21 protein-coding genes are annotated in these 24,409 nt (G+C 71.7%); 17 read left to right on the plus strand and 4 right to left on the minus strand.

Translation table 11 applies throughout. From position 1 onward, the window contains the following. Positions 1-93: 93 nt before the first annotated feature. Positions 94-876: a methyltransferase gene (locus tag KHP12_RS36505; protein ID WP_086882623.1), complete on the plus strand. Its 783-nt coding sequence runs from the start codon at positions 94-96 to the stop codon at positions 874-876. Between the two features lie 271 nt (positions 877-1,147). After that, positions 1,148-1,540 carry an SCO2097 family morphological protein gene (locus tag KHP12_RS36510; protein ID WP_030831620.1) on the plus strand — a complete coding sequence of 131 codons (393 nt, stop codon included), beginning with the start codon at positions 1,148-1,150 and terminating at the stop codon, positions 1,538-1,540. Between the two features lie 131 nt (positions 1,541-1,671). Here KHP12_RS36510 and KHP12_RS36515 read toward each other — a convergent pair whose 3' ends face one another. From KHP12_RS36515 to KHP12_RS36530, 4 genes are all read right to left on the minus strand, one after another. Beyond that, positions 1,672-4,104 carry a transglutaminase TgpA family protein gene (locus KHP12_RS36515; RefSeq protein ID WP_086882624.1) on the minus strand — a complete coding sequence of 811 codons (2,433 nt, stop codon included), beginning with the start codon at positions 4,102-4,104 and terminating at the stop codon, positions 1,672-1,674. After that, positions 4,101-5,489, minus strand: coding sequence for a DUF58 domain-containing protein (locus KHP12_RS36520; protein WP_211834115.1), 1,389 nt, complete (start codon positions 5,487-5,489; stop codon positions 4,101-4,103). The genes KHP12_RS36515 and KHP12_RS36520 overlap by 4 nt, the downstream gene beginning before the upstream one ends. Continuing rightward, positions 5,489-6,541, minus strand: a complete 1,053-nt coding sequence (locus KHP12_RS36525; protein ID WP_037949012.1) for an AAA family ATPase — start codon at positions 6,539-6,541, stop codon at positions 5,489-5,491. The genes KHP12_RS36520 and KHP12_RS36525 overlap by 1 nt, the downstream gene beginning before the upstream one ends. Positions 6,542-6,761: 220 nt before the next feature. Next, on the minus strand, positions 6,762-7,316 hold the full coding sequence (locus KHP12_RS36530) for a beta-class carbonic anhydrase (RefSeq protein WP_086882626.1): 555 nt from the start codon (positions 7,314-7,316) through the stop codon (positions 6,762-6,764). Positions 7,317-7,725: 409 nt separating this feature from the next. On the opposite strand from KHP12_RS36530, the gene rsmH reads away from it, so the two are divergent. The 15 genes from rsmH (at position 7,726) to KHP12_RS36600 (ending at position 24,404) form a co-directional block, all read left to right on the plus strand. Further along, positions 7,726-8,688, plus strand: coding sequence for a 16S rRNA (cytosine(1402)-N(4))-methyltransferase RsmH (rsmH, locus tag KHP12_RS36535; RefSeq protein WP_086882627.1), 963 nt, complete (start codon positions 7,726-7,728; stop codon positions 8,686-8,688). Then, entirely contained in the window at positions 8,685-9,302 is a 618-nt protein-coding gene (gene ftsL / locus KHP12_RS36540) for a cell division protein FtsL (RefSeq protein WP_211834116.1), read from the plus strand. The genes rsmH and ftsL overlap by 4 nt, the downstream gene beginning before the upstream one ends. An 8-nt stretch (positions 9,303-9,310) precedes the next feature. After that, positions 9,311-9,445: a hypothetical protein gene (locus KHP12_RS53000; protein WP_308016979.1), complete on the plus strand. Its 135-nt coding sequence runs from the start codon at positions 9,311-9,313 to the stop codon at positions 9,443-9,445. Then, positions 9,442-11,430, plus strand: a complete 1,989-nt coding sequence (locus KHP12_RS36545) for a peptidoglycan D,D-transpeptidase FtsI family protein (protein WP_210609181.1) — start codon at positions 9,442-9,444, stop codon at positions 11,428-11,430. The genes KHP12_RS53000 and KHP12_RS36545 overlap by 4 nt, the downstream gene beginning before the upstream one ends. 12 nt (positions 11,431-11,442) lie before the next feature. Then, entirely contained in the window at positions 11,443-13,203 is a 1,761-nt protein-coding gene (locus KHP12_RS36550; RefSeq protein WP_372455253.1) for a UDP-N-acetylmuramoyl-L-alanyl-D-glutamate--2,6-diaminopimelate ligase, read from the plus strand. A 62-nt stretch (positions 13,204-13,265) separates the two neighbouring features. Beyond that, the gene (locus KHP12_RS36555; protein WP_086884986.1) at positions 13,266-14,705 is read left to right on the plus strand and encodes a UDP-N-acetylmuramoyl-tripeptide--D-alanyl-D-alanine ligase; all 1,440 of its coding nucleotides are present in this window, start codon (positions 13,266-13,268) and stop codon (positions 14,703-14,705) included. Continuing rightward, positions 14,702-15,769 carry a phospho-N-acetylmuramoyl-pentapeptide-transferase gene (mraY, locus tag KHP12_RS36560; RefSeq protein ID WP_086884991.1) on the plus strand — a complete coding sequence of 356 codons (1,068 nt, stop codon included), beginning with the start codon at positions 14,702-14,704 and terminating at the stop codon, positions 15,767-15,769. Before KHP12_RS36555 ends, mraY begins: the two co-directional genes overlap by 4 nt. After that, a complete protein-coding gene (murD, locus tag KHP12_RS36565; RefSeq protein ID WP_208653199.1) occupies positions 15,766-17,217 on the plus strand; it encodes a UDP-N-acetylmuramoyl-L-alanine--D-glutamate ligase in 1,452 nt (483 codons plus the stop codon). The genes mraY and murD overlap by 4 nt, the downstream gene beginning before the upstream one ends. A 54-nt stretch (positions 17,218-17,271) precedes the next feature. Then, positions 17,272-18,723, plus strand: a complete 1,452-nt coding sequence (ftsW, locus tag KHP12_RS36570; protein ID WP_167442716.1) for a putative lipid II flippase FtsW — start codon at positions 17,272-17,274, stop codon at positions 18,721-18,723. 6 nt (positions 18,724-18,729) lie between these two features. Next, positions 18,730-19,824 (plus strand): undecaprenyldiphospho-muramoylpentapeptide beta-N-acetylglucosaminyltransferase, encoded by a 1,095-nt coding sequence (gene murG / locus KHP12_RS36575; RefSeq protein WP_037948994.1) that lies wholly within the window; start codon positions 18,730-18,732, stop codon positions 19,822-19,824. A 13-nt stretch (positions 19,825-19,837) separates the two neighbouring features. Continuing rightward, complete coding sequence (locus tag KHP12_RS36580; protein ID WP_086884985.1) at positions 19,838-20,635, plus strand: cell division protein FtsQ/DivIB; 798 nt, start codon at positions 19,838-19,840, stop codon at positions 20,633-20,635. A gap of 276 nt (positions 20,636-20,911) precedes the next feature. Beyond that, a complete protein-coding gene (gene ftsZ / locus KHP12_RS36585; protein ID WP_037948987.1) occupies positions 20,912-22,153 on the plus strand; it encodes a cell division protein FtsZ in 1,242 nt (413 codons plus the stop codon). 43 nt (positions 22,154-22,196) lie between these two features. Then, complete coding sequence (gene pgeF / locus KHP12_RS36590; RefSeq protein ID WP_138911100.1) at positions 22,197-22,937, plus strand: peptidoglycan editing factor PgeF; 741 nt, start codon at positions 22,197-22,199, stop codon at positions 22,935-22,937. A gap of 3 nt (positions 22,938-22,940) precedes the next feature. Then, entirely contained in the window at positions 22,941-23,660 is a 720-nt protein-coding gene (locus KHP12_RS36595; RefSeq protein ID WP_037948980.1) for a YggS family pyridoxal phosphate-dependent enzyme, read from the plus strand. 123 nt (positions 23,661-23,783) lie between these two features. After that, positions 23,784-24,404 (plus strand): cell division protein SepF, encoded by a 621-nt coding sequence (locus KHP12_RS36600; RefSeq protein WP_030831675.1) that lies wholly within the window; start codon positions 23,784-23,786, stop codon positions 24,402-24,404. Positions 24,405-24,409: the final 5 nt, after the last annotated feature.

The raw sequence follows: 24,409 nt of genomic DNA on the forward strand, positions 1-24,409 counted from the left end.
CCACGGAGGCAATAGGCTGGGAGCACCGACGTTCAGCAAGCCGTCGTCACCGCCTCCGGGCGGTGGCGGCACCGCGCCGAGGAGCCACCCGCCGTGTCAGACCCGCAGCGCCCCCGTGCGTCCCTCCGTACCGCCGTGGTCTGGGAGGTCCTGAAAGACGCCCTGGAACGGCGGGCCAAGGCCACGGGCCGGGAGCCCTGCGGGGGCGAGGCCGTGCACGGCGCGCTGGACGTCCTGGACACCGGCGGCGGCAGCGGCAATTTCGCCGTTCCCGTGGCCCGCCTCGGCCACCGCGTCACCGTGGTCGACCCGAGTCCGAACGCGCTGTTCGCGCTGGAGCGGCGGGCCGCCGAGGCCGGGGTCGCCGACCGGGTGCGCGGGGTCCAGGGAGACGCCCACGGGCTGTTCGACGTGGTCGAGCGCGGCGGCTACGACGTGGTGCTCTGCCATGGCGTGCTGGAGTACGTCGACGACCCCGCCGAGGGCCTGCGGAACGCGGCGGCGGCCCTGCGCCCGGCCGGGACCCTCAGCGTGCTCGCCGCGGGCCTGGGCGGCGCCGTGCTGGCCCGCGCCCTGGCCGGTCATTTCACCGAGGCCCGGCAAGCGCTTACCGACCCGGAGGGCCGCTGGGGCTCCGGGGACCCGATGCCGCGCCGCTTCACCGAGGACCAGCTGTCCGGGCTGGTGCGCGCGGCCGGTCTGGAGATCGCCGCGGTGCACGGGGTACGGGTTTTCGCCGATCTTGTCCCCGGGGTGCTCGTGGACACCGAGCCCGGGGCGATGGATGCCCTGTTGCAGCTGGAGGAGGCCGCCGCCGAGCTGCCCGCCTTCCGCTCCGTCGCCACTCAGCTGCACGTCCTCGCCGAGCGGGACTAGCGCTCTCCTCCCGTCCCACCCGACGACGGGCGGCGCAGGTGGAGTCGGCCACAGGAGGCCCGATCGGACGCCCGGCGCCGTATGATCGGGGTACACCGTCCGGCATGGCCAATCGGCGGGAGGGGAATGGACGTCTCAGCGTCAACTTTCGCCACGCCCGAAGGGGTGGGCGAATTGGCGTTGAGGGGCGGGTTTCACGGGGGCGATTCCCTGCCTATCCTGAAAGGGTCGCACCCGGTCGCCCCCCGCGACCGACGAGTAGGAGGACTCCGTGCCGCTCTCGGAGCACGAGCAGCGCATGCTCGAGCAAATGGAGCGAGCGCTGTACGCCGAAGATCCCAAGTTCGCGACAGCGCTTGAGGGAAGCGGCCTGCGAACGTACACCCGGCGACGGGTCTACCAGGCGGTCGCGGGTTTTCTGGTGGGCATCGCACTCCTCATGGTCGGGGTGATCGTTCCCCAGATCTGGATCAGCGTGGTGGGCTTCCTGATCATGCTGGGATGTGCGGTGCTCGCGGTGACCGGGTGGCGCAAGGCTCCCAAACCCGGCGAGGCACAGCGTGGCGGTGGGGCGGCTCCCCGCCGTCAGGGCCGTCAGCGCCGCTCGATGATGACACGCATCGAGGAGCGGTGGCAGCGGCGCCGTGATGAGCAGGGCCACTGAGAATTCACGGATGAGCTGTTGAGGGGCGGTCGCCGACTGGCGACCGCCCCTCAACCGTGCGGTGTGCTTCTTCCGGAGCCCCCGCGCCATGCGCGGGGGCCCGGCCGCAGGCGCTCAGGGCCGCCCGGGGGTCAGTTCTCCTGCTGGCCACGCGGGGTCCGGAGCTGGGAGGCCCAACGGGCCCAGCGGGGCGCTCCCCACCGATCGACCAGCGCGGACCAGCGCTGCCCTGCCGCCCATGCCAGCTGGGCCGCGGACCGCGGGGCCAGCAGCGCCCGCAGCCGCTCCCGCCGCCCCGCCTTGGCCCGGAATCCGGCCAGCACCAGCCGGACGTCGTCCGCGACGCCCGTGACCGGGCGCGGCCGCGGTGCGTACAGCACCTGCTCGACCGTCTCGGCCACCCGCTGTGCCGCCCGGGCCGGTTCGTCGTCGAGCCCGGCGATCCGCACCATGCGGGCCACCGCTCTGCGCGAGGTCAGCGAGTCGTCCGGCAGTACGCCGAAGTCCCAGGCGGAGTCGGTGAGTTCACGCCATGCGGCGAGCACCCGGTCGGCGGCGTCCTGCTCGGTGCGCCCGCCCGAGCCGTTCAGTCTGCGGGTCCGTATCCGCCGCCGCCACAGCATGGGCAGCAGGGGCACCACGGCCAGCAGCACCGCCAGCGAACTCCAGCTGGTGACCTTGGTGGCCGACCAGCCCCCGCCCGAGGCGCCGTTGTCCGGCTGCTGGGCCGCGGCGCCGCCACAGGTGCCCAGCTTCTTCATGTCCGTGGAGCAACTGTCGGACGCGGTCGGCGCGGCAGTCGGCTCCGAGGTCTCGGTGGGCTCGGTCGTCGGGTCGTCGGTCGGGGTGCCCGAGGGCGTCTGCTCCATCGTGTAGTCGGGCTGGGTGCCACGGCTCGGGGTGGGCTCGAAACGGGTCCAGCCCACGCCCTCGAAGTACAGCTCCGGCCAGGCGTGCGCGTCCTTCAGGCCCACCGAAACCGAGCCGTCCGCCTGGGCGGTGCCGGGGGTGAACCCGACCGCCACCCGCGCCGGAATGCCCAGCGTCCGGGCCATCGCCGCCATCGAGAAGGAGAAGTGGACGCAGAAGCCCTCCTTCTGCTTCAGGAACCGGACGATGGCGGCCGAGCCGCTGCCGGACTGCACCTGGGTGTCGTAACGGAATCCTCCGTTCACCGCGAACCAGTCCTGGAGCTTGACCGCCTTCTCGTACGCGTTCGACGCACCGGCGGTCACCTCCCGCGCCGTACGGCGCACCACGGACGGCAGCGAGTCCGGCACCTCGGTGTACTCGTTCCGCAGCCGGGAGGGCGGTGCCGGGGCGGCCGCCAGCTGGTCGGCCGTCGGCTCCACCAGCAGGCTGGTGACCCGGTAGCGGGCGCCCCGGGTGGTCTGGCCGCGGTCGCCGACCAGCGTGCGGCCCTCCGGCTCATAGCGCCAGCGCCCGTCGATCTCGACCCTGGACGCGGGGTAGGGGAGGGGCAGCCAGTTCTGCGCGTACCAGTCGGCGGCCGAGATCGAGGTGTCGATCGAGGAGACCCGGACCGAGGGGCCGAGCCCGGCGGGCGAGGGAAGCTGACCGGGCACATCGGTGACATGCCGCTCGGACGACTTCCACGAGGTGCCGTCGAACCGGTCCAGCGCCACGATCCGCAGATAGAGGTCCTGGGTGGTCTGCGAGGAGGTGCGATAGCGCAGCACCTCCTTGTTCTCCGGCTGGTTCAGGCTGTCCTGGAGCGACACCAGCGGATTGACTGCCGAGATCGTGCCGCCGCCGCTGCCCGCCCCGCCGCTGCCGCCCTGCCGGTCCAGCAGCCCGCCGTCCAGGGACGGCAGCACCGCGGGCACCGCGAGCGCGATGCCGAGCGCCAGCACGCCGATCCGGCGGCCGGTGCGCACCGGGGCGAGCGCCGGGCTGCCTCCGGCCCCGGCCAGGCCCGAGGGCGGCATACCCGATGGATGCGGGGCGCCGCCGCTGAACACCCGGCCCCACTGGGACAGCCGGTCCCGGCCCTCGGCCAGGAGCAGCACCAGATAGCCGGCCGCCGCCAGCAGGAACCACAGCCAGTCGCTGCCGTCGTCGGACAGACCGGCCGCCACCGAGTAGAGCGCGAGCAGCGGAAGCCCGGCGGGGGCCGCGCTGCGGTACGTCACCGCGAGCGCGTCGACCACCAGGCCGATCGTCAGCACCCCGCCCACCAGCATCAGCCGGATGCCATCGGTGAGCGGCGCGGGGATCGCGTACTGCCCCACGTCGTCGGCGCCGTCGCGCAGCAGCAGCGCGAACTCGTGGAGCGCCTGCGGGCTCGGCAGCAGCCCGCCCAGCGCCTGGTCGTGCGCGAAGGCCAGGGTGAGCAGCAGCAGTGTCACCACGGCCTGCGCGGCCACCGTCAGCGGGCGGGCCAGCGGCACCCGGCGGGCCGCCACGCCCGCGGCGCTCTGCACCGTCAGCAACAGGACGGCCTGCAACAGCCAGCTCGCCGGATCCACCAGCGGCAGCAGCGCACAGGCCGCCGCCACCGTGGCCAGCGCCGCACATATCGCGAGCCGAACGCTTCCACTCATGTCCAGCTCCCTGTCATGCCGCCGACCGCGCGGCTTCCGGCATCCGCCCGGGTGGCGCCCTGGGCGTCGGCCTGCCGCCACAGCTGCGCCAGCGAGGCGCCGGGGCCGACCGGCAGCGCCGTCCACCCCGCCTCGCGCAGCCGCCGCAGCCGGTCCTCCAGCTCCTGTGTGCTCCCGGACTCCACCCCGCGTGACCAGGCGGCGCCGTCCAGCACAAAGGCCACGGCGGCCGTGGTGCGGTGGCGCATCCGGGCGGCCATCGCCGCCTGCTCCTCGTCCAGCTCGCCCAGGAAGGCCACCAGCAGCCCCTCACTGCCGCCGCGCAGCACCTCATAGGCGGGCGAGAGCCCTCCGCCGTCGGAGTGGTCCACCACGGCGAGGGTGTCCAGCATCAGCCCGGCCGTCTCCGCCGAGTCATGGGTGGAACCGGCGAAGCCGCCTCCGCCGTCCGGGCCCGGCACCGAGCTTCCGGTGTCGGTCAGCAGCCGGACCGCATAGCCCCGCTCCAGCAGGTGGACCGCGGCCGAGGCCGCCCCGGAGACCGCCCATTCGAAGGCCGAATCCGGCCCGGAGCCGTAGTGGGCGGTGCGCCGGGTGTCCAGCAGCACCGTGCAGTGGGCGCGCTGCGGCTGCTCCTCCCGGCGGACCATGAGCTCCCCGTAGCGCGCGGTGGAGCGCCAGTGCACCCGGCGCAGATCGTCGCCTATGCGGTAGCCGCGCGGGATGACATCGTCCTCACCGGCCAGGGCCAGCGAGCGGTGCCGCCCGTCCCCGTACCCCGCGGCCTCGCCGGTCAGGCGCACCGGGGGCAGCGGCTCGACCCGGGGCACCACCGTGAGCGTGTCGTAGGCGCTGAAGGCGCGGGTGAGCTCGCACATCCCGAACGGATCGCTCAGCCGCAGCTGGAGCGGGCCCAGCGGATAGCGGCCGCGCAGATCGGAGCGGACCCGGTAGGACACCTCGCGGCGGCCGCCCGGCTCCACCCGGTCCAGTACGAACCTCGGGCGCGGGCCCAGCACATAGGGCACCCGGTCCTGGAGCATCAGCAGCCCGGTGGGCAGCCGCGAGACATTGTCCATCCGCAGGTGCACCCGGGCTTCGGAGCCCGCGGGCACCCGTGCGGGCGCGAGCCGTCTGCTGCCCGCCACCCGGTACCGGGTGCGGTAGACCACGGCCACGCAGACCAGCGGCAGCGCGGCCAGCAGCAGCCCGACCCGCAGCAGATCCGCCTGGCCCAGGACATAGCTGCACACCGCGGCGGCCACCCCGGCGGCCAGGAAGGAACGGCCGCGGGTGGTCAGACCGGCGAGGGCGGCCCGCAGCCCGCCCGGCTGCTCGCCGGCGCCCGGCCCCTCGGGCCCCATGTCCGTCCCCCCTGCGGCCATCACAGCCTCCGCGCGCCCGGCTGCTGCCGCCCGAAGTCGGCCGGGGGCATGGGCGGCATGGGTGGCATCCCGCCCGCGCCGCGCTGGGCGGAGGTGGGCACCGGGATGCGCTGCACGATGTCCGCGACGACCTGCTCGGAGGTGCGGCGGTTCAGCTGGGCCTGCGCGGTGGGCAGCAGCCGGTGGGCCAGCACCGCGACGGCGAGGGCCTGCACATCGTCCGGCAGCGCGAAGTCCCGCCCGGCCAGCGCGGCCGACGCCTTGGCGGCCCGCAGCAGATGCAGCGTGGCGCGCGGCGAGGCGCCCAGCCGCAGATCGGGGTGGCTGCGGGTGGCGGCCACCAGGTCCACCGCGTAACGCCGGACGGCCTCGGCGACGTGCACCGAGCGCACCGCCTCGATCAGCTTGGCGATCTCATGGGCGTGCGCGACGGGTTGCAGGTCGTCCAGCGGGGAGACCCCGCCGTGGACGTCCAGCATCTGGAGCTCGGCCTGCGGGCTGGGGTACCCGATGGAGACACGGGCCATGAAGCGGTCGCGCTGCGCCTCGGGCAGCGGATAGGTGCCCTCCATCTCGACCGGGTTCTGCGTGGCCACCACCATGAAGGGGTTGGGCAGCTCATAGCTCTCCCCGTCGATGGTGACCTGGCGCTCCTCCATCGACTCCAGCAGCGCGGACTGGGTCTTGGGCGAGGCGCGGTTGATCTCGTCGCCGATCACGATCTGGGCGAAGATGGCGCCCGGCTTGAACTCGAACTCCTTGCGCTGCTGGTCGAAGATGCTCACGCCGGTGATGTCGGACGGCAGCAGGTCCGGGGTGAACTGGATCCGCCGCACGGAGCAGTCGATGGACCGGGCGAGCGCCTTGGCCAGCATCGTCTTGCCCACGCCCGGGACGTCCTCGATCAGCAGATGCCCCTCGGCGAGCAGCACGGTCAGCGAAAGCCGTACGACCTCGGGCTTGCCCTCGATCACACCCTCCACCGACCTGCGGATCCGCTCCGCTGTGGTGGTCAGATCGCTGAGGCTCGCTCGCTCGTCATAGGTCGTCACCCGGCCCTCCTCGGCCCGTTCTCAGGGCCGCTGCCCTCGGAACGGACCGGCCCACCGCAAACGCTGACATCGGACCCCCGCGTGGTTGCGGGGGACGATGTCACCTATGCATTCTTGCGGTCTCCGTGGCCTCGCGTCACTCGGCTGTGGATAACCCGGGGTTATTTGTCACGCTTGTACGAGTTCGAGTGCTGAATCCCTTCCGTATCTCCAGCACCTCTCACGTCCGCGGCGCGACCTCCCGCAGCAGACCCGTCGTCACATCGAAGACGAAGCCGCGGACGTCGTCGGTGTGCACCAGGAACGGCGAGGTGCGCACCCGCTCCATCGACTGGCGGACGTCGGCGTCGAGGTCCTTGAACGCCTCGACCGCCCACGACGGCCGCTGTCCCACCTCCTCCTCCAGCTCGTGCCGGAAGTCCTCGGTGAGGTTCAGCAGGCCGCAGCCGGTGTGGTGGATGAGCACGACGCTGCGGGTCCCGAGGGCCCGCTGGCTGATGGTCAGGGAGCGGATGATGTCGTCGGTGACCACCCCGCCCGCGTTGCGGATGGTGTGGCAGTCGCCCAGCTGTAGACCGAGTGCCTCGTGCAGGTCCAGACGGGCGTCCATGCACGCGACGATGGCGACGCGCCGCACCGGCCGCGCGTCCATCCCCGGGTCGGTGAACTTCTCGGCGTAACTGCGGTTGGCCTCCACGAGGCTGTCGGTGACCGTGTCTCCCGTGCGGGCGTCGCGGTCGGTGGACGGGTTCGGCTGCGGCGCTGATATCGACATGATGACGACGCTACCTCTCACCAGGGAATTTTGTCTTCTCTTTAGGTAGGGCAAACGAGGGCAACAGGGTGGGCCGAAGGGGTGATGTGAGGCAATCCACAGCCCCTCGTGCGCCGTGGTCCGGTGTCCCGGAGAGGGGATACCACCCCTGGGGCGGGACGCGCAGGCCGGTTGGTTGACCGAAGGGACGAGTGGACTAAAGTGGCGCGAAGTGGGAGGCGTGACGCTCCCCTCGGATCCCGGAATTTCGCGTGAGCGCGGTGCGTACGTACCCCTCGGCCTCCTCCCGCTCCGGCCGCCTGACGTCACTTCCCCGGCGCCAGTAGGCCTCTTCCCCTTCAGAGCGGGCGGGGACCCGGCGGTGCGTATCATCCTCGCCCGATCCTCAGAAGGGCGCACGAGCAGCGCAATGAGCAGCAACGCTCTCCACGTTCCCGTCATGCTCCAGCGCTGCCTGGACATGCTGGCCCCCGCTCTCGCCCAGCCCGGCGCGGTCGTGGTCGACTGCACCCTGGGCCTCGGCGGCCACAGCGAGGCGCTGCTGCGCGACTTCCCCGAGGCCCGGCTGATCGCCCTCGACCGCGACCCGTCCGCGCTGCGGCTCGCCGGGGAGCGGCTCGCCCCTTACGGCGACCGGGCGACGCTGGTCCACGCGGTCTACGACGAGCTGCCCGAGGTCCTCGACCGGCTCGGCGTCCCGCGCGTCCAGGGGATCCTCTTCGACCTCGGCGTGTCGTCCATGCAGCTGGACGAGGCCGGGCGCGGCTTCGCCTACGCCCAGGACGCCCCGCTGGACATGCGGATGGACCAGACCACCGGAGTCAGCGCGGCGGAGGTGCTCAACACCTATCCGCCGGGCGACCTGGTGCGCATCCTGCGGACGTACGGCGAGGAGAAGTTCGCCAAGAAGATCGTGGACGCGGTGGTGCGCGAGCGTGCCAAGGAGCCGTTCACCAACAGCGCCCGGCTCGTCGAGCTGATCCGCGAGGCGCTGCCGCAGGCCGCCAAGCGCACCGGCGGCAATCCGGCCAAGCGCACCTTCCAGGCGCTGCGGATCGAGGTCAACGGCGAGCTCGCGGTCCTGGAGCGGGCCATCCCGGCGGCCGTAAAGGCGCTCGCGGTCGGCGGAAGGATCGCCGTGCTGTCGTATCACTCGCTGGAGGACCGCCTGGTCAAGCAGGTGCTCGCGGCCGGTGCCAGCAATACGGCGCCCCCGGGGCTGCCGGTCGTCCCCGAGCAGTACCAGCCCCGGCTGAAGCTGCTCACCCGTGGCGCGGAGCTGCCCACCGAGGAGGAGATCGCCGAGAACCGCCGGGCCGCTCCGGCGCGGTTCCGGGGGGCGGAGCGCATCCGGGAAGAGGTCACCCCATGAGCGCGCGGGGGACGGGCCCGAAAGCGCGGCCGGCGCCGGGCGCCACCACGGCCAGGCGCACACCCTTCGTGCTGCTCGTGGTGGTCCTGCTCGGCTCCGGCCTGATCGCGCTGCTGCTGCTGAACTCCTCCCTCAACCAGGGGTCGTTCGAGCTCACCAGACTGGAGAAGCAGACCAAGGAGCTCACCGACGAGCGCCAGGCGCTCCAGCAGGACGTGGACAGGCTCTCCGCGCCCGCCGAGCTCGAGCGGCGCGCCCGGGAGCTGGGGATGGTGCCCGGCGGCACCCCCGCCTTCCTCAACCCGGACGGCTCGGTCAGCGGGGTGCCCGCCCCCGCCACGGGACAGCCCTCGGTGCTCGGCGGCCCCGGCCGGATGCTGCTGCCCTCGCTCGGCACCACGCCGTCCGCGCTCGCCACCACGCCGCCCTCGCTCGGCACCACGCCGTCCGAGGCGTCGCCCGTCCTGTCCGAGGCGTCGCCCACTTCGTCCGCCCTCGCTCCGTCGGCGCCGCCGTCCGCCACGTCCTCGGTGACCCCGTGGGCGCCGCCCAGCGGCCACTCCGCATCCACCTCCCCCTCCGCCTCCGCGAACTCCACCCCGGCCCCTCAGTAGGTGACACGGTGACGCGACCCCCAGCCTGCGCCCAGCCCACCCCGCCCGCGCGGACGCCCGCCCGCGCGCGATGGACGGCCACCGAGCCGAGGGCGGCGGCCGAGCCGAAGGCGGCCATCGAGCCGAGGGCGGTCGTCGCGTGAGCGCGCCCCAGGACCCCCGCCGCCGCGGGGTGCCCGGCCCGGCCGGTCCCCGCGGCGACCGCCGCCCGCGCCAGGACCCGGCGCGGCGCCCCGCCGAGCGCCGCCGCCAGGGCGGACCGTCCGGCCGTCCGGCCCCGCGCCCCCGCCCCGGCGCTCCCCAGCAGCTGCGGCTGGGCAGCCCGCGCCCCCGGCTCCGGCTGATCAGCCTCGGCCTCACCCTCGTCATGCTGGTCTTCGTCGTACGGCTGCTCCAGGTGCAGGCCGTCGACGCCAGCGCCTACGCGGCCAAGGCCAACCTCAACCGCTACATCCCGGTGAAGCTGTCCGCCGAGCGCGGTTCCATCACCGACCGCAACGGCGTCGACCTGGCGACCACGGTGGACGCCTACGACATCACCGCCGCCCCCGACCTCCTCACGCCCAAGACGGCCAAGACCCATGACGCGCCCCGCCAGGCCGCGGCCCTGCTGGCGCCGATCCTCGGCAAGGACCAGGCGGTCCTGGAGCAGAAGCTCACCGACAACCCCAGGTCGCAGTACGTCGTGCTGGCCCGGCAGCAGTCCCCGCAGGTCTGGAACCAGATCAAGGACCTGAAGAGCGCCCTGGACGACGCGGCGGCCAAGGGCAAGGGCACCAACGTCCTGGCCGGGGTCAACCGCGAGGCGCACAGCAAGCGGGTCTATCCGAACGGGGACCTCGCCGCCGGGCTGCTGGGATTCGTGGACGCCGACGGACGCGGCTCCGCCGGGCTCGAGCAGCAGCTCAACAAGAAGCTCGCGGGCAAGGACGGCAAGCGGGTCTACGCCCAGTCCGGCGGCCACCAGGTGCCCACCGGCGACGTCAGGGAGCAGCCCGCGGTCCCCGGCAGCGACTACGAGCTGACCATCGACCGGGACATCCAGTGGGCCGCCCAGAGCGCCATCGCCGACCAGGTGCGCAAGTCCGGGGCCGACCGGGGCTACGTCCTCGTCCAGGACACCCGCACCGGTCAGCTGCTGGCCATGGCCAACGCCCCCGGGTTCGACCCCAACGACATCACCACCACGGACGCCGACGCCCTGGGCAACGCCGCGGTCTCCGACGCGTACGAGCCCGGCAGTGTCAGCAAGCTGATGTCCATGGCCGCCGTCCTCCAGGAGGGCGTGGCGCGCTGGGACACCCATGTGGTGGTCCCCAACCGGCTGCCGCGCGCCGACCGTGCCTTCGCCGACGACATCGACCATCCGACCTGGTACCTCACGCTCAACGGCGTGCTCGCCAAGTCCAGCAACATCGGCACGATCCTCGCCACCGAGCAGCTGGCCAAGACCAAGCGGCAGCGGAACCAGATCCTCTACTCCTACCTGCGCAAGTTCGGGATCGGCCGGCCCAGCGGGCTCGGCTTCCCCGGCGAGACCCCGGGCATCCTGGCCAAGCCGCAGGACTGGAGCGCCTCGCAGCAGTACACCATCCCCTTCGGCCAGGGGCTGTCGCTCAACGCCATCCAGGCGACCTCGGTGTACTCCACCATCGCCAACGGGGGCGAGCGCATCGCGCCCACCCTCATCCGCGGCGCCAGGGGGCCCGGCGGCGACTTCACCGCCGCGCCCGCCCCCAAGAAGACCCGTGTCGTCAGTAAGGAGACCGCGAAGACGCTCGCCGAGATGCTGGAGTCGGTCGTCGACGATCAGCAGGGCACCGGCGCCAAGGCGAAGATCCCGGGCTATCGTGTCGCGGGCAAGACCGGCACCTCCAACCGGGTGGACCCCAAGACCGGCCGCTACCGCGGCTACACCGCGTCCTTCGCCGGCTTCGCCCCGGCCGACAAACCTCGGCTGACCGTCTACTGTGCCGTTCAGAACCCGACAAAGGGCAGCTACTTCGGCGGTCAGGTCTGTGGACCGGTCTACAAGAAGGTCATGGAGTTCGGCCTCAAGGCCCTACAGGTCCCGCCGTCCGGGAAGCAGCCCGAACGGCTCCCGGTGAGCTACAACCCGGGCCAGTGAGCGGACCCAGTAGTGATGACGATCACGCCGGACCCCGGGAACCACGGTCCGGTACGGCCCCGCACCGCCGCCTCATTTCGCGGGGGAGCGGGTGTCCCGGGTACGCTCACCGCCGTGCCCCACGCTGATCAGTCCCAAACCCCTCAGAAGGACGTTTCTGTGGAATACCCGGGAGCGCCCCGTCCCCTCCAGGTCCGCCCGATCCCGCTGGCGGAGCTGGCGGATCAGCTGGGCGTCGAAACCCCCGAAGCCTCGGAAGGGGCCGCGGTCACCGGGATCACCCATGACTCGCGGGCCGTACGTCCCGGCGATGTGTACGCCGCGCTGGCCGGTGCCCGCCTCCACGGCGCGGACTTCGCCGCCCAGGCCGCCGACCTCGGCGCGGTCGCGGTGCTGACCGACCCGGCCGGTGTCGAGCGCGCCGCCGCCACCGGCCTGCCGGTCCTCGCGGTGGACAACCCGCGCGGCCGGATGGGCGCGCTGGCCGCCACGATCTACGGCGAGCCGGGTCACGACCTGCTCCAGATCGGCATCACCGGTACCTCCGGCAAGACCACGACCGCGTATCTCATCGAGGGCGGCCTCAAGGCCGCCGCGAAGCACGACGGCGGCCTTACGGGTCTCATCGGCACCGTGGAGATGCGGATCGGCGACGAGCGCATCAAGTCCGAGCGCACCACCCCCGAGGCCACCGATCTTCAGGCGCTGTTCGCGGTGATGCGGGAGCGCGACGTCCGCTCGGTCGTCATGGAGGTCTCCAGCCACGCCCTGGTCCTCGGCCGTGTCGACGGCTGCGTCTTCGACGTCGCGGTCTTCAACAACCTCAGCCCGGAGCACATGGAGTTCCACTCCGGCATGGAGGACTACTTCCAGGCCAAGGCCCAGCTGTTCACCAAGGCCCGCAGCCGCCTCGGAGTGATCAACTACGACGACGAGTACGGCCGCCGCCTGATCGAGCAGTCCGAGGTGCCCGTCACCACCTTCTCCGCCGAGGGCCACCCCGACGCCCACTGGCGCGCCGCGGACGTCGAGGTCGGCCCGCTCGGCTCGGCCTTCACCGCCGTCGGCCCGAACGGCGAGTCCGTACGGGCCGCCGCGCCCCTCCCGGGCCCCTTCAACGTGGCCAACGCGCTCGCCGCCGTCGTCGCGCTCGCCGTCGCCGGGATCGACCCGCAGACGGCCGCCGACGGCGTCGCCGCCGTCCCCGGCGTACCGGGCCGGCTGGAGCGGGTCGACGTGGGCCAGCCCTACCTCGCGGTCGTCGACTACGCCCACAAGACCGACGCCGTCGAGTCGGTGCTGCGTGCCCTCCGTAAGGTGACCGACGGCAAGCTGCACGCCGTCCTCGGCTGCGGCGGGGACCGCGACCGGCTCAAGCGCGGCCCCATGGGCGCCGCCGTGGCGCGGTACGCCGACACGGCCGTCCTCACCTCCGACAACCCCCGCTCCGAGGACCCGCTCGCGATCCTCGCCGCCATGCTCGCGGGCGCCGCCGAGGTGCCCGCCCACGAGCGCGGTGATGTGCTGGTCGAGGAGGACCGGGCCAACGCCATCGCGGCCGCCGTCGGCCGCGCCGAGCCGGGTGACACCGTCATCGTGGCGGGCAAGGGCCACGAGCTGGGCCAGGACATCGCGGGCGTGATCCGGGCCTTCGACGACCGGCAGGTACTCCGCGAAGCCATCGAGCTCAGTGAGCGAGCCCACGGGCGCGATGCCACGCGCCCCGAGGCGAGCCCACAGCACCGGGACAAACACCTAGACGACCAGGGATGACAGACCGCCATGCGCGCACCAGCCCCCTCCAGGCAGCTCTCCCGCACGGCCGGAGGTGATCAGTGATCGCTCTGTCCCTCACCGAGATCGCCGGCCTAGTCGGTGGACAGCCGCACGACATACCGGACCCGGACCTGAAGGTCACGGGCCCTGTCGTGATCGACTCCCGTGAGGTGCGGCCCGGCAGCCTCTTCGCCGCGCTCCCCGGGGAGCGCGTGGACGGCCACGACTTCGCCAGGGGCGCGGTCGAGGCGGGCGCCGCGGCGGTCCTGGCCGCCCGCCCCGTCGGCACCCCGGACGCCCCCGTACCGGCGATCGTCGTCCCCGACGTCATCGCCGCCATGGGAGCGCTCGCGCGCGCCGTCGTGGAGCGCCTGGGCACCACCGTGGTCGCCCTCACCGGTTCCGCCGGCAAGACGAGCACCAAGGACCTCATCGCGCAGCTGCTCCAGCGCCGCGGCCCCACCGTATGGACGCCGGGCTCGCTCAACAACGAGATCGGCCTGCCGCTCACCGCGATGAGCGCCGACGAGGCCACCCTGCACCTGGTGCTGGAGATGGGCGCCCGCGGTAAGGGCCACATCCGGTATCTGACGGAGCTCACCCCGCCCCGTATCGGACTCGTGCTCAACGTCGGCACCGCCCATATCGGGGAGTTCGGCGGCCGGGAGCAGATCGCCGAGGCCAAGGGCGAGCTCGTGGAGTCCCTGCCGTCCGCCGTGGAGGGCGGGGTGGCGGTGCTCAACGCCGACGACCCCTTCGTGCGCGCCATGGCGTCGCGCACCAAGGCCCGTACCGTCCTGTTCGGCGAGGCCGAGGACGCCGATGTGCGCGCCGGGAATGTCCGGCTCGCCGACGGCGGCCGTCCCGCCTTCACGCTTCACACCCCTACCGGGTGCAGCGAAGTGACCATGCGCCTGTACGGTGAGCACCACGTGTCGAACGCGCTCGCCGCGGCCGCCGTCGCCCACGAGTTGGGCATGTCCGTCGACGAGATCGCCGTGGCGCTCTCCGAGGCGGGGCAGCTCTCCCGCTGGCGGATGGAGGTCACCGAGCGCTCGGACGGCGTGACGGTCGTCAACGACGCCTACAACGCGAACCCCGAGTCCATGCGAGCAGCGCTGCGCGCGCTGGTCGCCATGGGCGCTGCCACACCGGGGCGTCGCACGTGGGCGGTGCTCGGCCCGATGGCCGAGCTGGGCGAGGAGTCACTGGCCGAGCACGACGCGGTCGGACGGCTGGCCGTCCGGCTCAACGTCAGCAAGCTCGTGGCGGTCGGCGGCCAGGAGGCCGCCTGGCTGGACATGGGCGCCAAGAACGAGGGTTCGTGGGGTGAGGAGTCGGTGCACGTGTCCGACGTGCGGGCAGCGGTCGATCTGCTGCGCAGCGAGCTGCGACCGGGGGACGTCGTGTTGGTGAAGGCATCCAGGTCGGTCGGCCTGGAGCGGCTTGCTCAGGCATTGCTCGACGGTGAGGGTGAGGTCGCCGGCCGATGGGCATGAGGCAGATCCTCTTCTCGGGAGCCATCGGGCTCTTTCTGACCCTGATCGGCACACCGCTGCTGATCAAGCTGCTGGCCCGCAAGGGCTATGGCCAGTACATCCGGGACGACGGTCCGCGGACGCACGGCAGCAAGAAGGGCACGCCCACGATGGGCGGTATCTCCTTCATCCTGGCCACGCTGATCGCCTACGCCCTGACGAAGGTGATCACGGGCAGCCAGCCGACCTTCTCGGGCGTGCTGGTGCTCTTCCTGTTCGCGGGCATGGGCCTGGTCGGCTTCCTCGACGACTACATCAAGATCGTCAAGCAGCGCAGCCTGGGTCTGCGGGCCAAGGCCAAGATGGCCGGTCAGCTGATCGTCGGTATCGCCTTCGCGATCCTCGCACTGAACTTCGCCGACGCGCGCCAGCAGACCCCCGCCTCCGACCGGCTCTCCTTCGTCCAGGACTTCGGCTGGTCCTTCGGCCCGGTGATCTTCGCGATCTGGGCGCTGTTCATGATCCTGGCGATGTCGAACGGTGTGAACCTCACCGACGGTCTCGACGGTCTGGCCACCGGCGCCTCCGTGATGGTCTTCGGCGCGTACACCTTCATCGGCGTCTGGCAGTACCAGGAGTCCTGCGCCAACGCGCAGACCCTCACCAACCCGGCGTCCTGTTTCGAGGTCCGCGACCCGCTCGATCTGGCCGTCGTCGCCTCCGCCCTGATGGGCGCGTGCTTCGGCTTCCTGTGGTGGAACACCTCACCCGCCAAGATCTTCATGGGTGACACCGGTTCGCTCGCGCTCGGCGGCGCGCTCGCCGGCCTCGCCATCTGCTCCCGTACGGAGCTGCTGCTGGCCCTCCTCGGCGGTCTGTTCGTCCTGATCACCATGTCCGTGGTCATCCAGGTCGGCTCCTTCCGGACGACCGGGCGACGGGTCTTCCGGATGGCACCGCTCCAGCACCACTTCGAACTCAAGGGGTGGAGCGAAGTCCTTGTGGTGGTGCGGTTCTGGATCATCCAGGGCATGTGCGTGATCGTCGGTCTCGGCCTCTTCTACGCGGGGTGGCGGGCCTCGTGACGTCCGGCGCCGCCTCCCTCGACGTGTCCGACCTCGCCGGACGGCAGGTCACCGTCGCCGGACTCGGCGTCTCCGGGGTCCCCGCAGCGCGTGCGCTGCGGGGCCTCGGGGCCTCGGTGACCGTGGTCAACGGCAGCGACGGCGAACCGCAGCGCGCCCAGGCGGCCGAGCTCGAGCCGCTGGGCATCACGGTCCGCCTCGGCGACGGGGAGACTCTCCCCGAGGGCACCGAGCTGATCGTGACCACCCCCGGCTGGAAGCCCACCAGCCCGCTCTTCCTGGCCGCCGCCGAGGCGGGCGTGCCCGTCTGGGGCGACGTGGAGCTGGCGTGGCGGCTGCGCGGGAAGGACGCCCCGCCCTGGCTCGCGGTCACCGGCACCAACGGCAAGACGACCACCGTAAGGATGCTGGCGGCCATCCTGGAGGCGGCCGGGCTGCGCACCGCCGCCGTCGGCAACATCGGCGTCTCGCTCCTGGACATCGTGCTCGGCGACGAGCCGTACGACGTGCTGGCCGTCGAGCTCTCCAGCTACCAGCTGCACTGGGCGCCCTCACTGCGCGCCCACTCCGGGGCGGTGCTCAACCTCGCCCCCGACCACCTCGACTGGCACGGCTCCATGGCGGCCTACGCGGCCGACAAGGGCCGGATCTACGAGGGCAACCAGGTGGCCTGCGTCTACAACGTGGCCGACCCCGCCACCGAGGACCTGGTGCGCGCGGCCGACGTCGAGGAGGGCTGCCGGGCGATCGGCTTCACCCTCGGCACCCCGGGCCCCTCCCAGCTCGGCGTCGTGGAGGGCATCCTCGTCGACCGGGCCTTCGTGGCGGACCGCCAGAGGCAGGCGCAGGAGCTCGCCGAGGTCTCCGACGTGAACCCGCCGGCCCCGCACAACATCGCCAACGCCCTCGCGGCGGCCGCCCTGGCCCGCGCCTACGGCGTCCCGCCGAGCGCCGTACGGGACGGCCTGCGCGCCTTCCGGCCCGACCCGCACCGGGTGGAGCACGTGGCGGACGTCGACGGCGTGGCCTACGTCGACGACTCCAAGGCGACCAACACCCATGCCGCGGAGGCGTCGTTGGGCGCCTATGAGCACATCGTGTGGATCGCGGGCGGCCTCGCCAAGGGGGCCACCTTCGACGAGCTCGTCCTCACGGCGGCCGAGCGACTGCGCGGCGTGGTGCTGATCGGCGCCGACCGCGCCCTGATCCGGGAAGCGCTCGCGCGACACGCAGCAGATGTCCCGGTCGTGGACCTCGACCGGACCGACACTGGGGCGATGGCTGCGGCTGTGCGCGAATCGGCGCGGCTCGCCCGGCCGGGCGATACCGTCCTGATGGCCCCGGCCTGTGCCTCGATGGACATGTTCACCAACTACAACAAGCGGGGCGACGCCTTCGCCGCGGCCGTTCATGACCTGGCCTCCGGCCGGGTCCCGGACGATCAGTAGCCCGCCGGTCCCCTGCGAGGACCGCCCGCGCGGGGAAACCGGAGGGGATACGAGATGACGCCTGACCAGCCCGCCGCCCCGCGCTCCCGGACGGCCCGCCCCGGCATCGGCCGCCCGGTGCCGCGCTCGGGCGGCACCCCGCGGCTGCGCGAGGCCGTACGGGGCAGGGGCCGGGCGGCGTCACCGGCCCGCCCGCGCGGCACGGCGGGCGCCTCCCGGCCTCCGCGCCGCCCGCCGAGGGTGAATGTCCTGGATGCCCTGCGCGGGCTCCAGCAGCGCGTCAGGCGGGCCTGGGACCGGCCGCTGACCGCGTACTACCTGCTGCTCGGCGGCTCGCTGCTGATCCTGGTGCTCGGGCTGGTCATGGTCTACTCCGCCTCCCAGATCAAGGCGCTACAGTCCGGGCTCTCCCCGTCGTACTTCTTCCGCAAGCAGCTCTTCGCCGCGGCCCTCGGCGGTGCGCTGATGCTGCTCGCCGTGCGGATGCCCATCAAACTGCACCGCGCCTTCGCCTATCCGCTGCTCGCGGTCTCGCTCTTCCTGATGTGTCTGGTGCAGGTCCCGGGCATGGGCATCGCGGTCAACGGCAACCGGAACTGGATCTCCTTCGGCGGTCCCTTCCTGCTCCAGCCCAGTGAGTTCGGCAAGCTGGCGCTGGTCCTGTGGGGCGCCGATCTTCTCGCCCGCAAACAGGACAAGCGGCTGCTGGCCCAGTGGAAGCATCTGCTGGTCCCGCTGGTGCCCGCGACCGGCATGCTGCTCGGCCTGATCATGCTGGGCGGGGACATGGGCACCGCGATCATTCTCACTGCGATCCTTTTCGGCCTGCTGTGGCTGGCCGGCGCCCCCACCCGGCTCTTCGCGGGCGTCCTCGCCTTCGCCGGGGTCATCGGCATGGTCCTCATCAAGACCAGCGCCAACCGGATGTCCCGGCTCGCCTGTATCGGCGCCACCGAGCCCGGTGCGCACGATCAGTGCTGGCAGGCGGTGCACGGGATCTACGCGCTCGCCAACGGCGGATGGTTCGGCTCGGGACTCGGGGCAAGTATGGAGAAATGGGGCGAACTACCCGAACCGCATACCGACTTCATCTTCGCCATTACCGGGGAGGAACTCGGCTTGGCGGGGACGCTGTCCGTTCTCGTTCTCTTCGCGGCTCTAGGCTATGCGGGTATCCGCGTGGCCGGACGCACGGAGGACCCCTTCGTGAGGTACGCCGCGGGAGGTGTGACCACCTGGATCACGGCCCAGGCCGTGGTCAATATCGGCGCGGTGCTCGGTCTGCTGCCGATCGCGGGTGTTCCGCTCCCGCTGTTCTCCTACGGAGGGTCCGCCCTGCTGCCGACCATGTTCGCCGTCGGCCTGCTGATCGCCTTCGCCCGGGCTGAGCCCGGTGCGCGGGCGGCGCTGGCCATGCGGCAGCCTGCTTTGCGGAAGAAGCTGGCTCGGGTGAGACGGAAGACGATGAGACGGCCCGTCAAGAGGCGGCCGTCCGGAGAGCGGTGAATTTCGGTGCATGTCGTACTCGCCGGTGGGGGGACCGCCGGCCACATCGAGCCCGCGCTCGCCCTCGCGGACGCCCTGCGCAGGCAGGACCCGACCGTGGGGATCACGGCGCTCGGCACGGAGCGCGGGCTCGAGACCCGGCTCGTACCGGAGCGCGGCTATGAGCTCGGGCTCATCCCGGCCGTACCGCTGCCGCGCAAGCCCACCCCTGAACTGATCACCGTCCCCGGGCGGCTGCGCGGCACCATCAAGGCCGCCGAGCAGATCCTGGAGCGCACCAAGGCCGACTGCGTCGTCGGCTTCGGCGGCTATGTGGCCCTGCCCGGCTACCTGGCCGCCAAGCGGCTCGGCGTGCCGATCGTCGTCCACGAGGCCAACGCCCGCCCCGGCCTCGCCAACAAGATCGGCTCTCGCTACGCCCACTTCGTGGCGGTCTCCACCCCGGACAGCAAGCTCCGCAACTCCCGCTATGTGGGCATTCCGCTGCGCCGCTCCATCGCCACCCTCGACCGGGCCGCGGTCCGCCCCGAGGCCCGCGCGGCCTTCGGGCTCGACCAGAACCTGCCGACGCTGCTGGTCTCCGGCGGCTCGCAGGGCGCGCGGCGGCTGAACGAGGTGGTCCAGACGGTGGCGCCGTTCCTCCAGCGCGCCGGGATCCAGGTGCTCCACGCGGTCGGTCCGAAAAACGAACTGCCGCATGTGGACAACATGCCCGGAATGCCGCCCTACATCCCGGTACCGTATGTGGACCGGATGGACCTCGCGTACGCCGCGGCCGACATGATGCTCTGCCGCGCGGGCGCGATGACCGTCGCCGAACTGTCCGCCGTCGGGCTCCCCGCCGCCTACGTCCCGCTGCCGATCGGCAACGGCGAGCAGCGGCTCAACGCCCAGCCGGTGGTCAAGGCGGGCGGCGGGCTGCTGGTCGACGACGCCGAGCTGAGCCCCGAGTGGGTGCAGAGCAATGTGCTGCCGGTGCTCGGCGACCCGCACCGGCTGTACGAGATGTCCCGGCGCGCCGCCGAGTTCGGCCGCAGGGACGCCGACGAGCTGCTGGTCGGCATGGTGTACGAGGCGATCAGCGCACGCCGCCAGGCGTGAGGAGGCAGGGAGCGTGGCCGGACCGTCGACCGCCGAGCGCGGTGCACGAAGGACGACTCCGTCCGGCCCGCCCCCACGCCTCCTCCGGGTGCGCCGCAGGCTCCGGCCGCCCGGCCGCCGCACCCTGCTGGTGACGGTGGTGGCGGTGACCCTGCTCGGCGCCGGGGCCGTCTGGCTGCTCTACGGCTCGAGCTGGCTGCGGGCCGAGCGGGTGCGGGTCGCCGGCACCACCGTCCTCACCGCCGAGGACGTGGCGGACGCCGCCGACGTATCCCTGAACACCCCTCTGGTGGCGGTGGACACCGGAGCGATCGAACATCGTGTGCGCGAGCGGCTGAAGCGGATTGCGAAAGTGGACGTATCCCGGTCATGGCCGCACACCATCAGTCTGGTGGTGACGGAACGCAGGCCCGAAGCCATTGTCGAAGAGGACGGGAAGTTCCACGAAGTGGACGCCACGGGGGTCCGGTTCTCCACCCTGAGCAAGCGTCCCAAGGGGGTTCCGCTGCTGGAAATGGAGCCGGATCGGTCGCCGAGTTCGCGCCATTTCGGCCCGACCGCACTGCGCCGCGAGGCGGTCCGGGTGGTCACTCAACTCCCCGAGAAGGTCCGCCAGGACACCCGTTCCCTCCGGGTCCGCTCGTACGATTCGATCACCCTGGAGCTGACCGGGGGCCGTACCATCGCGTGGGGGAGCGGAGAGCGTGGCGAGGCGAAGGCCAAGGCGCTCACCGCCCTGATGAAAGCGCGGCCGGACGCCGACCACTTCGACGTCCAAGCGCCGAGTGCCCCCGCGGTGTCTCGCAGTTGACGCGGATAGCGGCAGGCCAGCACCCTGGTTGGCTAGCCCACTGGGTGATCACATAGGGTGAAAAGAAAAGCGGGAGGTTCGGCGTGTTCATTGAACGCGCGCCACTTGTCGACTTAGTGTCCTGTTCCGAAGAGTCCGGGAAACAGAGGCACTGGTAACCCTAAACTTCAGCGTTAGGGTTGGGGTCGGCAATCGGAACCGTCCCATTCGGCATCAGTCGGCGCACCGCACAACGGCGGGGTGACGACACGTAACTCGAGGCGAGAGGCCTTCGACGTGGCAGCACCGCAGAACTACCTCGCAGTCATCAAGGTCGTCGGCATCGGCGGCGGTGGCGTGAATGCCATCAACCGGATGATCGAGGTCGGGCTCAAGGGCGTCGAGTTCATCGCGATCAACACCGATGCGCAGGCCCTGCTGATGAGTGACGCGGACGTCAAGCTGGACGTCGGTCGTGAGCTCACCCGGGGCCTGGGAGCCGGCGCCAACCCCGACGTCGGCCGTAAGGCGGCCGAGGACCACCGCGAGGAGATCGAGGAGGTCCTCAAGGGGGCCGACATGGTCTTCGTGACGGCGGGTGAGGGCGGTGGCACGGGCACCGGCGGTGCCCCGGTGGTCGCGAACATCGCCCGCTCGCTGGGCGCACTGACGATCGGTGTGGTCACCCGTCCGTTCACCTTCGAGGGCCGCCGCCGCGCCAATCAGGCGGAGGACGGCATCGCGGGTCTGCGGGACGAGGTCGACACCCTCATCGTGATCCCGAACGATCGGCTGCTGTCCATTTCGGACCGTCAGGTGAGCGTGCTCGACGCGTTCAAGTCGGCCGACCAGGTCCTGTTGTCGGGTGTTCAGGGCATCACCGACCTGATCACCACCCCGGGTCTGATCAACCTCGACTTCGCGGACGTCAAGTCCGTGATGTCGGAGGCCGGATCGGCGCTCATGGGCATCGGCTCGGCCCGCGGTGACGACCGCGCGGTGGCCGCGGCCGAGATGGCGATCTCCTCGCCGCTGCTGGAGGCGTCCATCGACGGCGCCCGGGGCGTGCTGCTCTCCATCTCCGGCGGCTCGGACCTCGGCCTGTTCGAGATCAACGAGGCCGCCCAGCTGGTGAGCGAGGCCGCCCACCCCGAGGCCAACATCATCTTCGGCGCGGTGATCGACGACGCGCTCGGCGACGAGGTCCGGGTCACCGTGATCGCGGCGGGCTTCGACGGCGGTCAGCCGCCCGCGAAGAACCGCGACAAGGTGCTCGGCTCCTACAGCGGCGGCAACCGCGAAGAGGGATCCGGCGGCTCCTCGAACCGCCCGGCCGGCCAGGAGAGCGGCAGCCGCCCGTCCTTCGGCGGGCTCGGCAGCGTCACCCCGCGCGAGGAGGAGCCCGCCCCGGCGGACCCCGCCCCGGTCGCCGAGGTGCCGCCGCCCCCGGCGCCCACCCCGCACCCCCAGGTCCCCCCGGCTCGCCCCTACCCGGAGAGCCAGGCCGAGGAGCTGGACGTCCCGGACTTCCTGAAGTGAGCCGTCCGGTATGGCTCGACGGCGACTTTGAAGTGAACCAGACGTGATAGCGCAACAGCACGACGCGAGCGGCGCGCACTTCGCCTTCACCGACCGGTGGGGCGGGGTGAGCGCCGCTCCGTATGAGGAGCTCAACCTCGGCGGGGCGGTCGGCGACGACCCCCAGGCCGTACGGACCAACCGCGAGCTGGCCGCGAAGGCGATGGGCCTGGACCCGGCGGCGGTCGTCTGGATGAACCAGGTGCACGGCCGGGACGTCGCGGTGGTCGACGGACCGTGGTCGGACGAGGAGATCCCGGCGGTGGACGCGGTGGTGACGCGGCGTCGGGGCCTCGCCCTGGCCGTCCTCACCGCCGACTGCACCCCGGTGCTGCTGGCCGATCCGGTGGCCGGGGTCGTCGGCGCCGCCCACGCCGGGCGGCCGGGACTGGTCGCCGGAGTGGTCCCGGCGGTGCTGAGGGCGATGACCGAACAGGGTGCGGAGCCCGCCCGGATCGTCGCCCGCACCGGTCCCGCGGTCTGCGGCCGCTGCTACGAGGTCCCCGCGGAGATGCGCGCCGATGTGGCCGAGACGGTGCCGGAGGCGTGGGCCGAGACCAGCTGGGGTACCCCCGCCGTGGATGTGGCGGCCGGTGTGCGGGCCCAACTGACACGCGCGGGTGTGCGGATGGACGAGATGGATGGACAATCTCACATCTGCACCCTGGAGTCGGCGGACCACTTCTCGTACCGGCGCGAGCGCACCACGGGGCGGCTCGCGAGCTATGTCTGGTTGGGCGGCTGAGCTGTGACGGATCGCAAGGCGGAACTGGCCGCGAATCTGGCCCGCGTGGAGGAACGTATCTCTGCCGCCTGCGCCGGGGCCGGTCGCAAGCGCGAAGAGGTGACCTTGATCGTGGTCACCAAGACCTATCCGGCGAGCGATGTCCGTTTGCTCGCGGAACTCGGCGTACGGCATGTCGCCGAGAACCGCGACCAGGAGGCCGCCCCCAAAGCCGCGGAATGCGCGGATCTGCCATTGATCTGGCACTTTGTTGGGCAGTTGCAGACCAATAAGGTGCGTTCTGTATCGAGTTATGCCGATGTGGTGCAATCTGTCGATCGCAAGCGATTGGTCGACGCGCTCTCCCGTGCGGCTGTGGGGGCCGCCCGGGAGCTGGGCGTCCTGATTCAGGTCGCGCTCGACGTGGACTCCAGTGACCGGGGAGAGCGCGGAGGGGTGGGACCGGACGGAGTGGAACGGCTCGCCGAGTCCGTGGTCGAGGCCGAAGGGCTCAGGCTCGACGGTCTGATGACCGTCGCCCCGCTGGCGGGTCCCTACGAGGGGCGGCCGCGGGCGGCGTTCGACCGGCTGATGGAAATCTCATCCCGCCTGCGCGTGGCCCATCCGGCTGCGAACATGGTCTCGGCGGGGATGAGCTCGGACCTCGAGGAAGCGGTGGCGGCGGGGGCGACACATGTGCGCGTCGGCACTGCGGTACTCGGAGTCCGACCCGGGCTCCGGTAACGTCGCGAAGAAGTCGGACCACAGCAGAAAATATGGTCATTCCCGTCAAAAGGCGGGCGGGCCACGTGGATCCATGGCATCCGGTGGCGGAGCCGATCCACCACAGAGCGGAGGACGCAGAAAATGGCCGGCGCGATGCGCAAGATGGCGGTCTACCTCGGCCTCGTGGAGGACGATGGGTACGACGGCCGGGGATTCGACCCCGACGACGAGTTCGAGCCCGAGCCGGAGCCCGAGCGGGAGCGGGACCGCCGGCGGCATCAGGTGGTGGAGACCGAACCGCGGCCGGAAAGGGGCGAATCTGTGCGAGTCGTCCACCCTCCCGCACAACGCGAACCGGCTCCACTTGCGGTGGAAACCGGGCGACCCGCGCGAATCGCCCCCGTGGCGTCCATCACACCTGAACGTCAGAACTTGGAGAAGAACGCGCCAGTGATCATGCCCAAGGTCGTGTCCGAGCGGGAGCCGTACCGCATCACCACACTGCACCCCCGGACCTACAACGAGGCCCGTACTATCGGGGAACACTTCCGTGAGGGCACTCCCGTGATCATGAATCTGACGGAGATGGACGACACGGATGCGAAGCGACTTGTCGACTTTGCGGCCGGTCTGGTGTTCGGTCTCCATGGGAGCATTGAGCGGGTGACGCAGAAGGTGTTCCTGTTGTCTCCTGCTAACGTCGATGTCACGGCGGAGGACAAGGCCCGTATCGCAGAGGGCGGGTTCTTCAACCAGAGCTGAGACGC

This window comes from Streptomyces asiaticus, assembly GCF_018138715.1.
Lineage (GTDB): Bacteria > Actinomycetota > Actinomycetes > Streptomycetales > Streptomycetaceae > Streptomyces > Streptomyces asiaticus.